Here is a 13,077-nt window from a genome sequence, read left to right on the forward strand (position 1 = left end):
GATATTTCTTATTGGTTAATTACATTAATTGTTATTTTGGCTGTTGAGGAGGTCGTGTTTAAAGTCTCTGGTGCAGCATCACAATCATTGGAGGGGATGAAAGAATGAATTTTCTAAACTAAACGAAAAAACGCTCTAAATGGTACTGTTTTCTGGCTTTGCCTATAAGCTTAGCAGTTTGGTTTTCTGCTTTTTGGCTAAGTCTTGGTGGCTGTCCAATCTCTCGATTTGTTTGTTTTTTTGATAAATGTAGTGTCAACTCTAAAGGAAAGTTATGAGAGTCTTTATAGTATTTCTTGCTTTGATCTGGTGTTCGAGTGTTTTTGCGAAAGATGAGCACAAATATAGCTTTGTTAATATTAATGGAAATAATATCGCATACCTGTGTAAAGGGTCAGGTGACCAAGTAATCTTGATGGTCTCCGGTATGGGGTTAGATGCTCATAGTACCTACAAGAATACATACCATAATTTTGAGTCAAAGAATTCTATGTTGTGCATGTACGACAGACCCGGGACAGGTAAAAGCAAGCATTCTGAGTTGAAACTGCGAACTATGGATGAGCTATCGGATGAGTTAGGGGAGTTTATAGAGAAGAAGCAGTGGAGTTCTGTAGTAATAGTCGCGCACTCTTTTGGTGGGCAGATAGCAAGAGCCATTGCACATAAAAAACCCGAAGTTGTCTCAGGCCTGTTGTTAGTAGATACATCCCATGAATCCTGGCTAGAAAATTTGAAATCATCTCTCTCCCCTGAAGGGTGGAGTATTATGGAGAGGATTATAGCGTGGGAAAAGCAGCATCACTCCTATGAAGATTTCGAAGAATCAGCACGAAATCATAAAAGATATCAGCTAGTAAATAACATTCCCATTACTGTTATGAGTCGGGGAATGCGGCACAACCAAATTAGGCAAACAGGAATGAGTTATGCTGATGTTGATGCATATAATGACACCTGGAATCAATCACAAGCGGCTTTATTGGAAATAAATGAAGATGTAAAGCATGTGGTTATGGAGTATTCGAGTCATTTATTTGACGAAACAGACCCTTGGATTGTACTTAAAGAGATTGAATTACTGGAGAGCAAGGTCCTGAAATAATTCTCATAAAATAACCATGAGCCTATTTATTAGTGGTCTACGAGATTTCTCTCGAGCTAACCTTGGCTGAATTGGTTCAGGTCACATCTGACACATTCTCTTGAAAAAGAGGGCTTTCCGGTTTTGATGAAGGTGCCTAAACCTAAAAGAAAAACCAAGGTTAAATTCCATGATTCATACTAATGACCGCATCATCAAACATAAGACCGGATTACTAAATTTGGCAGAAGAATTTAGCAATATATCCAAAGCTTGTAAGATGCTGAGTATATCGAGAGACACCTTCTATCGGTACATGGAAGCCGTTTTTGGTGGCAGCGTGGAAGCTCTTTTTGAGAAGAACCGGCGTGTACTCAATCACAAAAATCGTGTTGATATAGTTATTGAATAGGCAGTTTTAACCTATGCCCTCCAGGAGCCTGCCCTTGGGCAGGTTTGAGTTTCCAATGAACTGCGTAAACGCGGTGTGCTTGTGACCCCTAGTGGTGTTCGGGGTATCTGGTTACGGCATGACCTGGCTAACTTCAAATTGCGATTAAAGGCACTTGAGGCCAACGTAGCTGCAGAGGGGCTGATCCTCATATAGTTACAGGTTCAGGCTTTGGAGAGAAAACGGCATGGTGATGAAGTTTGTGGTGAAATTGATACTCAACACCCAGGTTATCTGGGCTCGCAGGATACCTTCTATGTAGGAGCATTTAAGGGCGTTGGACGTGTTTATCAGCAAACCTATGTCGATACATATGCAAAGGTAGCTCATTGCAAGTTGCATACTACCAAAACACCAATCACCGGGGCGGGCCTTCTGAATGATCGTGTGCTGCCGTTTTACGCCATGCATGATCTACCGGTGCTGCGTATCCTAACTGATCGTGGTACTGAATATTGTGGCAAGTTGGAACAGCATGACTACCAGCTATATCTAAGTGTGAACGAAATAGAACACGCCAAGACAAAAGCCAGGCATCCGAAAATCAACGGCATCTGTGAGCGCTTCCATAAAACGATTCTACAAGAGTTTTACCAGCCTTCATTACGCTGCAAGATCTATGGATCAATAGAAGAGTTACAAAGGGATCTGGACGAATGGCTCGTATGTTACAATAGTGAGGGTACCCATCAGGGTAAAAAGTGTTGTGGCCGCACACCGATGGTAACACTTGAGGATAGAAAAAGCGTCTGGAAGGAAAAATTTGTAAACTGAATTTGACCTGACAGAACACCTTCTGAAAAATCGCTAACTGTCAGATCAAGTCTGAATTACTACACATTAATTTTGTGGGATGACTCTACCTATTAGTATGGAATTCCCTTCTAATTCGGCTGGGCTTTATCTTTCGTTGGGTACATTAGTAGCTAATTTAACTGGCATAGTCGCTAATAAATATAATTATCCACAATCCACCAAAAATAGAAATTACTTTTCGATCCTGTGCTTTTGGCTAGCTCTTTCACTTCACTAAGGCTATGTCTATCGAAATAGCTCTGATCCAAAATTACCCCTAGGGGCCTGGTGAGTGTGTTCAAGTTTTCTCGTGGATCATCTTCGAGCAACAATAGTTCAGCATTAAAGCCTGTGGAAACGGAGCCCACCTTATCGCTAATACCCAGTGCTTTTGCTGGGTGATGGGTTGCTGCTCGCAATACATCTTGAACAGGAATCCCCACCTCCACTAATCGTTGCATTTCTTGAATAGTGCCCAAGCCGTTGGGCGTATAGAAGGTTCCGCCGTCAGACGCTATCAGTATCTCAATATCGGCTTGGTTTAGCTGCTTGGCCATATCCCCGAAAATGTTGGATTTACCCTGCCAATCCTGTTGTGCTTTAGCATTATGTATCCCATTAACATTCTGCTCACCCATTGCTTTTATCGCGGGGTGATTGAGCTCGAGATCATCAGCTATGCTGTGCCAGTAGTCTGGCCCATGCTGCGCGACCTGTGCTACGTTGTCATATACGATTAATGTAGGGCTAACTGGTACGTTGCTATCTAGTAGTTGCTGCACAATTTCATCGAAACTCTCCTGCTGATAATCGTAGTTCAAATGTGCCTGAAAGATCATTTCCACATGCTCTAATGACTGCGGTTTAGCCGATAAGTATTCATTGAGAGTAATACCAAAAGGCGGGTGGCCAGCTAAAGGCATGCCGAGCTTTTGCGCCTCATCAGCTATAGCGAAGAAAACCTCACGGGATAAACCGTCATAAACTTTAACTTGCTGGTACCCCTGTTGATATTGCTGGCGAACCAGCTGGCGAGCCTCTTCTTTACTACCAATAAACTTGTGGTGTCGGCCACTGGCATAGTGGGAATGTTGATTAACAGGTGCACCGGATAACACCATATGAGGCCCGACTATATCGCCAGTATCGACCCATTTTTTAAGAATACGCTGAGGGGAATTGCCAGCCATAACTCTTGTGCGAGTGACTCCGTGCGCTAATATAGCTAATAGATCGGACCGCCCCCATACATGGCTGTGCATATCGATTAAGCCTGGCATCACATATTTACCCAGGCCATTAATCCTCAGCTCGCCTTCAATCTCAGGTATTACATCGCTAGTTATTTGGGTAATTCTTCCATCTTGAATGACGAGGTTTTGGTTACTTGCGGCTGTATTATGCTGGGTGTCGATGACTGTGATATCGGTAACTACAATGCGAGCATTCTGTTCAGCTAACCCGTAGGAAGAGGGAGGGAAGTACCATGCACATCCCCAAGATCCGAGCGCAGCAACGCTAATGAACACTAAAATAGCTACCGCTGCTTTCCATGAACGAGCAAAATAGGAAGAAAACCTCATAATGACCTCTTTTGAATCAAAGAGGCCAAAATGCCAAAATTATCAGCTTCTAGCGTCCGAAATCCAGATTTTGCACGTCCAAAGTAACCATTATTGAGGTTTTTCTGCTAAATACTGACTAGGAGTCATCCCAAGGTGGCGCTTAAACAGGCTGTTGAAGCTGGATTTAGAGTTAAAGCCCGCTTCAAGTGCAATATCGAGGAGACGAACTTTTTTGTCCGAATCACTCTCTTTTGCTGAATCAAGTTGCGAAACTACATCTGCCAAACGCTGGGCATTAACATAGTCATTAAAGTTACTGCCATAGCCCTGATTAATGGCCCAGGAAATATCTTTCTCTCCAAGCCCTGTATGTTGTGCCAAGTCCCGGAGGGATAGCCTTGGTAGGCGATAGAGCTGTTGACTATGAACCTGTTTGTTAAGCTCCTTGAAAAGCGTATCCGCCTGAGTCGTTTCGTCAGCTTTGCACTTTCCCTTGTCACAACCCTCTATTACGGATAAGCCCAGCGCTTGTTCACCATCTGTTAAACCCGCAAATAGCTGCGGTTCCCTAACCGCGCGAATTACAAGCAAAGCAACAATCAAAAAATAGCTCAGCTGCATAACAAGGTACCATCTGAGCAAAAGAGTAGTGGGTAAGTAAGGTTGCAAGTTATGCCGCACTGCATCCACCAGTGCAACGCCAACCAGAACCCATAGGATACGCTTAACCCAATCAGCTCTCAATTTGTTAGCATCGGAGCGGTTTTGGGGCAAGATATGTTGATATCGAATAAGCGCTTTTATACTTAATGAGAAATAAACAATCTGACTTAAAGTACCGGCTGCTAAAACCCACTGGGGCCAGTGATTAAATAATAAACTGATTGCTGCTGGTACTAAGTGTACCCAGTGTTTACTTTGTTGTTGATAACTGGCGGATATTAATTGTGCAACTACGGCAAAAAATAATGGGCCCATCAATAATGAGAACGAAGGCGTGATTAAATAACCAAGATTAACTACTTTCGTTTCTTCTATAAAATTAAATGTCATCAATAATGCAGTGGCGCCTAACAAGTATCGCATTGCTGTAAAACGGGTTTGCGCCCAAAGTAATGCAATACCTAGAATCGATAGGGTGATAAAGGCTATCTGTAAAAAATTAGATGCGGAGTAATTTACCATGTTTGCTCAAATAATAATCTATAAATCGATAAGCAGAATTTCTTAAATGGGAACATCGTTCGAAACTTCCTGTATTTGATCATACTGGATGACTACTTATGGAGCCTCTGAACAAATCTGTAGGCCCAGAAGGGTGGGGGTTGAATGCCACAGCTGCTGCGTTTCAACCAGGTCATTTTCGGTGAGCTGTGCCTAACGTCTGCAGCCTTCAAGATCCGCAGGGGTATTATGGAGCTATTCAGAGTCACTCTAAGTGTAACTTCCCAAAGTATGGCGGAGTGAAGCTGAGATCGATTACTCGAAGTACACGAGTATACCTCTGCTTGTTGCGAGTCTTATTCAACACGACAAAAATATTCTCTAAACTCCCATTTTGTTACCGGCAATGAGTAGCAGTTATTTTCGTATTTTAAAATCCGTGTCTCATCAGAAGTGGAGAGTTCGTCGTAATATGTGATACGAATCGTATCGGCACTCAAGACTTCGATCGTATGTGATGAAAATGTCAATACCTCCGGCTTTTCCCCTATGATGTAAGTTGCAAACGAATCTACTCGAACTACATTCACGAGACGCCCAAAGAAATTGGAGCGGAAGAGCATTTGGGTTTTCTCGGGTATGTCCTCCACGCTGTTCATGCTGGCTAAAGTCTTTTTTTCATTTGATTGCCAAGTTCCCACATAGAAGAGGTTTTCATCTGCTATGACAAATGGTGTAAAAAGAAGTAATGTCAAAGTTAAATATAGTTTCATGTTCTTACTTTTAACATTTGTGCCGCAGTAAATCTGATCTTTATTATCCCGATTGTTATCTTGGAATCAATTGGAGTAAAAACCGGAAGACCTATGTAGGAGTAGAATGTGGTAGCGATCCTGTCCGATCGTACCAGGTTCAGGCGCTATAAATATAAAGATGTACAGTAAAAAAGGCTTCAGGGATGCTGAATGAATCGTGTGTTAGGTCGGCTGGAACCTAATGATCCATGATTTTGAAAAAATAATGGAAGTTTTAGAAGATCTATTTCAGTCGCTAACTGGTTAAGCCGTAGCAACTGCAAATGTGTAGAAGCTGGCAGGTAACGCAAAGATATTTTGGGGTAGGGGGGGGGAAATTGAGGGCAGGGAGAATGGCTGCGGGCAATCCCGCAGCCATCGGGACTTATTTCCAGTTCAGGATAACCTTACCGGATTCACCAGATCCCATGGTATCGAAGCCTTGTTGGAAGTCATCGATTGAAAACTGGTGAGTAATAATTGGGGTTAAATCCAGGCCGGATTGAATCAAGCTGGCCATTTTGTACCAGGTCTCAAACATCTCACGGCCGTAAATGCCTTTGATCATCAGGCCTTTAAAAATAACTTGCCCCCAGTCGATCGCCATTTCACCTGCGGGGATACCGAGCATGGCAATTTTGCCCCCGTGATTCATCGCGGCAATCATATCGCGGAAGGCAACGGGTACGCCGGACATCTCCAGGCCAACATCAAAGCCTTCGCTCATTCCCAGCTCGTTCATCACATCGCTAAGGTTTTCCTTGGCAACGTTTACGGCGCGGGTAGCGCCCATCTTGCGTGCCAGGTCCAGGCGGTATTCATTGATATCGGTGATAACTACATGGCGTGCGCCAACATGTTTGGCGACTGCTGCGGCCATAATACCGATAGGGCCGGCGCCGGTAATCAGTACATCTTCGCCCACCAGGTCGAAAGACAGGGCCGTGTGTACCGCATTACCGAGGGGATCGAAAATAGAGGCGAGATCGTCAGAAATGTTATCCGGGATCTTGAAGGCATTGAGCGCGGGGATTACCAGATACTCGGCAAAAGCTCCGGGGCGGTCTACACCGACACCGTAAGTGTTGCGGCACAAGTGGCGGCGGCCGGCGCGACAGTTGCGGCAGTGGCCGCAAGTAATATGGCCTTCACCGGAAACACGGTCGCCCACCTGGAAACCTGCAACTTCCTGCCCCATACCGACAACTTCACCCACATATTCGTGGCCAACCACCATAGGGACAGGAATCGTCTTTTGAGACCATTCATCCCAGTTGTAGATATGCATGTCGGTACCGCAAATCGCGGTTTTGTGAATCTTGATCAGCAGGTCGTTATGGCCCGGTGTGGGGATTTCCACATCGGTAAGCCAGATTCCCACTTCAGATTTCAGCTTGGATAGTGCTTTCATTGTTTTTAAAACTACAAATGGCAGGGCGCGGCGCCGCTCCGGTGAATTCCTTGTGAGAATTACCGTATCAGCGCCGCTGTTTGGTTTAGATAATATTCAGTTCGCGGCCAACTTCAATGAAGGCATCGATACACTGGTCGAGCTGCTCGCGGGTGTGGGCGGCGGACATCTGGGTGCGGATGCGGGCCTGGCCCTTGGGCACTACCGGATAGAAGAAGCCCACTACGTAGATGCCGCGCTCCAGCATCTTGTCAGCCATTTTCTGCGCCAGGGCAGCATCGCCGATCATCACCGGGATGATCGGGTGGTCGGCTCCGGCCAGGGTAAAGCCGGCTTCAGACATACGCTTGCGGAAGTAAGCGGAGTTGTCACGTAGTTGTTCACGCAGCTCGCCGCCTTCAGTCAGCATATCCAACACTTTCAGGGAGGCGGTGACGATTGCCGGGGCCACGGAGTTGGAGAACAGATAGGGGCGCGAACGCTGGCGCAGCATATCGATAATTTCCTTGCGGCCGGAAGTAAAGCCGCCGGAAGCGCCGCCCAAGGCCTTGCCCAGGGTGCCGGTAATAATATCGACGCGCTCAATCACATCGCAGTATTCATTGGTGCCACGGCCGTGGTCTCCGAGGAAGCCCACTGCGTGGGAGTCGTCCACCATTACCAGGGCATTGTACTGGTCGGCCAAATCGCAAACGGCTTTGAGGTTGGCGATAACTCCGTCCATAGAGAAAACGCCGTCGGTGGCGATCAGCTTGGTCTTGGCGCCAGCGGCGTCTGCGGCCTGCAGTTGCTTCTCCAGTTCCGCCATATCGTTGTTGGCGTAACGGTAGCGTTTGGCTTTACACAGGCGCACGCCGTCGATGATAGAAGCGTGGTTGAGGGAATCGGAGATGATGGCATCTTCCGGGCCCAGCAGAGTTTCAAACAGGCCGCCATTGGCGTCGAAGCAGGAGGTATAAAGGATGGTGTCTTCGGTTTGCAGGAACTCAGACAGGCGCGATTCCAGCGCTTTGTGAATGTCCTGGGTGCCGCAGATAAAACGCACCGATGCCATGCCGAAGCCGTACTGTTCGAGCCCCTCTTTGGCCGCTTCAATCAGGTCCGGGTGGTTAGCCAGGCCCAGGTAGTTGTTCGCACAAAAATTCAGTACCTGGGTGTCGTTGTTCACCTGGATCTCAGCGGCCTGCTGGGAGGTAATAATCCGCTCGCGTTTGTACAGGCCGTCTGCATCGATCTGTTTGAGTTCGCTGCGCAGGTGCTCAAAGAATTGTTCTGGCTTTGACATGGTATTGTTTTTAGCTCCTGTCGGGTGCTCTTGGCACAGGGTAACGGGCGCGAGCTCGCGGCGCCTGTTGGTTCTACTTTATCCCGCCAGTTCGCAGGCCTCATGGGCCGAAATAGGGTGCTCACTGGCGCGGCAACTGGTGGCAAATTTTAATGCCTCTTCGGCAGTGTCGAACAGTAGTTGCCACAACAACTGACGATCACCTCTTCTCACCGCGCGTACTGCCGTGTGGCTTCTTTGGCTGGCGATTTGAATTTCGATAATGTCTTTACTGGAAAACGGTGATTCGGACATGGTCCCTCCAATGGTAAAACTATGGAGGACTGACGTGGAAGCGGCGAAGTGATGTTCGCTAATCCGGTTGGTTTGCTCTGGTAGAGCCCCATCCTCCCCGCAGGCCTTGTGTGCCGCAGAGAGAGAACCACCTTGCCCCGGTCGGCAGGTTGGCGTTGGCGTCAGCCACTCTCGTGATGTGCGAGCAAAGATAACGGGGAGGGGATTAGCAGTCAACAGTACCGCCCCCATTAGAGGGCGGTGCAGAAGTTTATGCGGGAAGCTGCACGGATTTCAGTTCGATAAACTCACCGAGACCGGCCTCACCAAACTCGCGTCCGTTGCCGGAGCGCTTGTAGCCGCCGAAGGGGGCGTCGTAGTTAAACTCACCGCCGTTGACAAAGCAAAGGCCCGCTTCAATGCGACGAACGATAGGCATGGCGCTTTCGGCGTCTTTAGCCCATACGCCACTGGACAGACCGTATTCGGTGTCATTGGCAATGGCGACGGCTTCATCCATATCTTTGTAGGGAATCAGGCAGGTCACCGGGCCAAAGATTTCTTCCCGGGCTATGGCCATATCGTTGTGAACGTCGGCAAATACCGTGGGTTTCACATAGAAGCCTTTATCCAGCTCGGTGGGTAAATCGAGGCCGCCAGTCACAAGGCGGGCACCTTCCTCGATACCTTTCTTGATGTAACCGCGCACGATTTCCAGTTGGCGAGCGGAAGATAGGGGGCCCATAAAGGCATTGGCATCGGTGCCCATGGCTACTTCTTCAGCCACCTGCTTGGCAACTTCCACCGCCTCTTCATAGTGCTCAGCGGGAACCAGCATACGGGTGAGTGCGGTACAGGTTTGGCCGCTGTTAATAAATACATCTTCGCAGCCCCAGCGAACCGCTGCTTTGAGATCCGCGTCCGGGGTGATAATCAGAGGCGATTTGCCACCCAGCTCCTGGGTTACCCTTTTAACTGTGGGCGCTGCAGCCTTGGCAACTTCAACGCCTGCACGGGTGGAGCCGGTAAAGGACACCATATCGATTCCCGGGTGGGATGACAGCTCTGCGCCGACGACCGAGCCAGCACCGGGGATCAGGTTAAATACGCCCGCAGGCACACCGGCTGCTTGGATAATCTCCGCCATGACGAAATCCTGCAGCGGAGTGGTTTCCGAAGGCTTGGTAATCATGGTGCAGCCCGCTGCGAGGGCTGGCGCTACTTTGCCGACAAATTGGTGCAGAGGGTAATTCCAGGGGGTAATAAAGCCACACACGCCAATCGGCTCCCGGATTAATACCGAGTGGGCCGCCTTTTCGGTCTCTTCCATTATGGAGGTGCGACCGGCGTAGTAACGCATGGCGTAGATAGGGCCATCCACATGCAACCAACGGGTGATATGGGCGGGGCAACCCAGGGTTTGTGAGATCGCCTGGATCAAGTCTTCCTTGCGCTCTTCCATACCGTCAGCAATGGCATTTAGCAGGGCTGAGCGCTGATCTGCGCTGGTATGGCGCCACTTGCGAAAGGCGCTGCGGGCAGCGGCAACGGCAATATCCACATCCTCAGCAGAGCCTTCCACCACCTGGCAAATCATTTCTTCAGTGGCGGGGTTGATCACAGGATGGGAACTGGTGCCGAGGGGCTCGCGCCACTCACCATTGATAAACAGTTTGTCGGTATGCAGCTTGCTGAAATCTGTCATGTCACGCTTCCGTTTGCTTCGCGCCAGTTCAAGGGGCGGTGATTTCGATAATTGTTGGTGTTTTGCGTTGCAGGGCTTCTGCGACTGCCGTAGCTAATTGCTGTGGTTTGTCGATGCGACAACCTTCAGCGCCAAAAGATTTTGCCAGTGCGACAAAATCTGGAGTGCGAAGATTAACACCTTCTTGAGGTACTTCTGCAGCATCCATAAAGTCGCGAATCTCTCCATACCCGCTGTTATTCCAAACCAGTATTGGCAGGGGCAGTTGCTGTTCTACTGCAACGGCCAGCTCACCGAGAGTAAACATCAGGCCGCCATCGCCGATCAAGGCAACTACATCCCGCTCGCTGGATAACTTGGCTCCGATCGAGGCGGGCAGGGCAAAGCCCAGCGTGCCGTAACCGGTGGTACAGGTAATATGGCTGCGAGGGTGGTACAGCGGCAAGGCGTGGTTAGTGTTATAGGCCAGTTGTGTGGAGTCGGTAACCAGAATTCCCTCATTGGGCAGGGCTTCGCGCAGAGCTTCAACCCAAGGGAAACGCTCCTCAGAACCTTCCCACCACTCTTTGCGGCAGTTACTGATTAATTGTGAAACTTCCTTTTCTGCGCGCAGTTTTGAGCTCTCCTCGCACTGAACCAGGGCTTCACTTAATTGCTGAAGGCTTTCTGCTGCATCCGCGCAGATGGCCAGGTCCGGCTGGGCATTGCATACCAGTTGAGCCGGATCAATGTCGATGCGGATCAGTTTGCCGGAGAAAGCGTAATCCTCTCTCACCAGGTTGCGATCGGTTTCCGAAAGCTCTGTGCCAACGGCCAAGACCACATCGGCAGCTTCCACTCGCTCACGCACGCAATCAAAACTGAGATTGGCTCCGCCACACAGAGGATGTCTTTCATCGACAACGCCTTTGGCCGCCAGAGACAGGAAGACTGGGGCTGCAATTTTTTCTGATACCTGAGTTGCCGCTTCTCCAGCAGATTGCGCGCCACCGCCCAGGAGGATCACCGGGCGTTCGGCAGCTTGCAGCCACTGGGTTGCGGTCGCGATAGCCGTCGCGTTGGCTGCCGGTACCATGGCATTGGGTGCCGCGCGGTAATCGTCCAGATTGCCGGACATAGGCGCCGGGAATAAATCGATAGGGATTTCGATATGGACAGGGCCGGGGCGGCTGGACTGCAACAGCTGGAATGCCCGTGCCATCACTTCCGGTAATTGTTCTGCCTGGGTCAGGGTGTGCTGCCAGATACAGAAGCCTCGACTGGCATCGCTTTGGCGGGGTAGCTCATGCAGGCGCCCACGGCCCATGCCAAGGTCTTCCCGGCGATTGACGGCGGAAATAACCAGCATGGGAATTGAGTCTGAGTAAGCTTGCGCCATCGCAGTGGCTGCGTTGGTCAGCCCCGGCCCAGTGATCAGGAAACAGACACCGGGCTTGCCGCTGGCGCGGGCATAACCGTCTGCCATAAAGGCGGCGCCCTGCTCATGCCTTGGCGTGATATGCATCAAGTCGCTACCGGGCAGGCCGCGATACAGTTCAATGGTATGTACGCCGGGAATCCCGAAAACTTTTTCTACCTGGTATTCGCGCAGCAGGCGCATCAGCACCTGGGCGCATGTGGGCGCAGAGGACATAAGCACCATTTTCCTTATTCGTGTAAAAATGCAGTGAGCCTAGCGGCCCACCAAAGGCCGTGCAAGCACCCGCAGAGTCTGCACCTTCACAGGCAATATCGCAGGAAAATTGAGATTCACCCGGCACTGCGGCAGGAAACTTTGTACGCTTGGGTTACTTTACCTGTCAGTAGATTTTGCGGAATTTGACGAGGTGTCTGCCGCACAATAGCCTTCCGGCACTTCGCTGAATAAACTTTGAGCTAGAACAACCGAGGAAGTATCACCATGGAAATCGATCAATGGCGTCGGGAATACCAAATGGGTGGTTTAAGGCGCTCTGAATTGAAGCCGACCCCCGTGGAGCAGTTTCGCAAGTGGCTTGCAGAAGCTGTTGAAGCAGAATTAGTTGATGCCAGCGCCATGTGTCTTGCCACCACTAACGCGGACGGGCACCCCTCGCAGCGTATTGTTTTGCTGAAAGGCTTCGATGAGAAGGGTTTCGTTTTCTATACCAATTTACAGAGTGACAAGGCTCGAGATATGGCCGTTAACCCTCAGGTGTCGCTGTTGTTTCCCTGGTGCCGTCTCGAGCGGCAGGTGATTGTTTATGGGAAGGTGGAGCCCGTTTCCCGCGAGCAGGCAGAGGCCTATTTCCAGTCGCGCCCCCTGGATAGCCAGTTGGCCGCATGGGCCTCGCACCAGAGCCGGCCGCTTTCGTCCAGGGAGGAACTCGAGCAACAGTTTGATAAAGAAAAGGCTCGCTTTGCCGGTAAAACAATTCCATTGCCAGAATTTTGGGGCGGCTACTGTGTGGTGCCCAATGCTGTTGAGTTTTGGCAGGGGGGTGAAAATAGATTGCACGATCGTTTTATTTATCGCCGTGAAGAAAAGGAAAGCTGGAATATAGAGCGTCGCGCTCCCTAATTTTTATATTT

The 13,077-nt window shown here is 49.4% G+C and carries 10 protein-coding genes, 1 pseudogene and 1 riboswitch; of the genes and pseudogenes, 3 read left to right on the forward strand and 8 right to left on the reverse strand.

The features are described from left to right. Positions 1 to 274: 274 nt before the first annotated feature. Positions 275 to 1,105: an alpha/beta fold hydrolase gene (locus ACJJIN_RS01240; RefSeq protein ID WP_444896561.1), complete on the forward strand. Its 831-nt coding sequence runs from the start codon at positions 275 to 277 to the stop codon at positions 1,103 to 1,105. Positions 1,106 to 1,274: 169 nt separating this feature from the next. Beyond that, positions 1,275 to 2,309 (forward strand): annotated as a pseudogene (locus tag ACJJIN_RS01245) (IS481 family transposase). A 173-nt stretch (positions 2,310 to 2,482) separates the two neighbouring features. On the opposite strand, the gene ACJJIN_RS01250 reads toward ACJJIN_RS01245, so the two are convergent. From ACJJIN_RS01250 to ACJJIN_RS01285, 8 genes are all read right to left on the reverse strand, one after another. After that, complete coding sequence (locus ACJJIN_RS01250; protein ID WP_444896562.1) at positions 2,483 to 3,913, reverse strand: amidohydrolase family protein; 1,431 nt, start codon at positions 3,911 to 3,913, stop codon at positions 2,483 to 2,485. 90 nt (positions 3,914 to 4,003) lie between these two features. Further along, positions 4,004 to 5,080: a helix-turn-helix domain-containing protein gene (locus tag ACJJIN_RS01255; protein ID WP_444896563.1), complete on the reverse strand. Its 1,077-nt coding sequence runs from the start codon at positions 5,078 to 5,080 to the stop codon at positions 4,004 to 4,006. A 335-nt stretch (positions 5,081 to 5,415) separates the two neighbouring features. Beyond that, positions 5,416 to 5,832, reverse strand: a complete 417-nt coding sequence (locus ACJJIN_RS01260) for a hypothetical protein (protein WP_444896564.1) — start codon at positions 5,830 to 5,832, stop codon at positions 5,416 to 5,418. 406 nt (positions 5,833 to 6,238) lie between these two features. Then, entirely contained in the window at positions 6,239 to 7,264 is a 1,026-nt protein-coding gene (tdh, locus tag ACJJIN_RS01265) for an L-threonine 3-dehydrogenase, zinc-binding type (RefSeq protein ID WP_444896565.1), read from the reverse strand. Positions 7,265 to 7,349: 85 nt separating this feature from the next. Continuing rightward, entirely contained in the window at positions 7,350 to 8,549 is a 1,200-nt protein-coding gene (locus tag ACJJIN_RS01270; RefSeq protein ID WP_444896566.1) for a glycine C-acetyltransferase, read from the reverse strand. Between the two features lie 78 nt (positions 8,550 to 8,627). Next, a complete protein-coding gene (locus ACJJIN_RS01275) occupies positions 8,628 to 8,843 on the reverse strand; it encodes a hypothetical protein (protein WP_108732493.1) in 216 nt (71 codons plus the stop codon). A 58-nt stretch (positions 8,844 to 8,901) separates the two neighbouring features. After that, a riboswitch (SAM-I-IV-variant riboswitch) is annotated at positions 8,902 to 9,028 on the reverse strand. Positions 9,029 to 9,093: 65 nt separating this feature from the next. Then, positions 9,094 to 10,527: an aldehyde dehydrogenase family protein gene (locus ACJJIN_RS01280; RefSeq protein ID WP_444896567.1), complete on the reverse strand. Its 1,434-nt coding sequence runs from the start codon at positions 10,525 to 10,527 to the stop codon at positions 9,094 to 9,096. Between the two features lie 28 nt (positions 10,528 to 10,555). Then, a complete protein-coding gene (locus ACJJIN_RS01285) occupies positions 10,556 to 12,160 on the reverse strand; it encodes a 5-guanidino-2-oxopentanoate decarboxylase (protein WP_444896568.1) in 1,605 nt (534 codons plus the stop codon). A gap of 267 nt (positions 12,161 to 12,427) precedes the next feature. On the opposite strand from ACJJIN_RS01285, the gene pdxH reads away from it, so the two are divergent. Next, a complete protein-coding gene (pdxH, locus tag ACJJIN_RS01290; protein ID WP_444896569.1) occupies positions 12,428 to 13,066 on the forward strand; it encodes a pyridoxamine 5'-phosphate oxidase in 639 nt (212 codons plus the stop codon). Positions 13,067 to 13,077: the final 11 nt, after the last annotated feature.

The organism is Microbulbifer maximicatervae (SeqCode), assembly GCF_052467505.1.

Excerpts from the sequence above, each read along its gene's own strand:
- ACJJIN_RS01260 (WP_444896564.1), bottom strand. The coding sequence starts at position 5,832 with ATGAAACTATATTTAACTTTGACATTACTTCTTTTTACACCATTTGTC.
- ACJJIN_RS01240 (WP_444896561.1), top strand. The coding sequence starts at position 275 with ATGAGAGTCTTTATAGTATTTCTTGCTTTGATCTGGTGTTCGAGTGTT.
- tdh (WP_444896565.1), bottom strand. The coding sequence starts at position 7,264 with ATGAAAGCACTATCCAAGCTGAAATCTGAAGTGGGAATCTGGCTTACC.
- ACJJIN_RS01275 (WP_108732493.1), bottom strand. The coding sequence starts at position 8,843 with ATGTCCGAATCACCGTTTTCCAGTAAAGACATTATCGAAATTCAAATC.
- ACJJIN_RS01270 (WP_444896566.1), bottom strand. The coding sequence starts at position 8,549 with ATGTCAAAGCCAGAACAATTCTTTGAGCACCTGCGCAGCGAACTCAAA.
- pdxH (WP_444896569.1), top strand. The coding sequence starts at position 12,428 with ATGGAAATCGATCAATGGCGTCGGGAATACCAAATGGGTGGTTTAAGG.
- ACJJIN_RS01280 (WP_444896567.1), bottom strand. The coding sequence starts at position 10,527 with ATGACAGATTTCAGCAAGCTGCATACCGACAAACTGTTTATCAATGGT.
- ACJJIN_RS01285 (WP_444896568.1), bottom strand. The coding sequence starts at position 12,160 with ATGTCCTCTGCGCCCACATGCGCCCAGGTGCTGATGCGCCTGCTGCGC.
- ACJJIN_RS01250 (WP_444896562.1), bottom strand. The coding sequence starts at position 3,913 with ATGAGGTTTTCTTCCTATTTTGCTCGTTCATGGAAAGCAGCGGTAGCT.
- ACJJIN_RS01255 (WP_444896563.1), bottom strand. The coding sequence starts at position 5,080 with ATGGTAAATTACTCCGCATCTAATTTTTTACAGATAGCCTTTATCACC.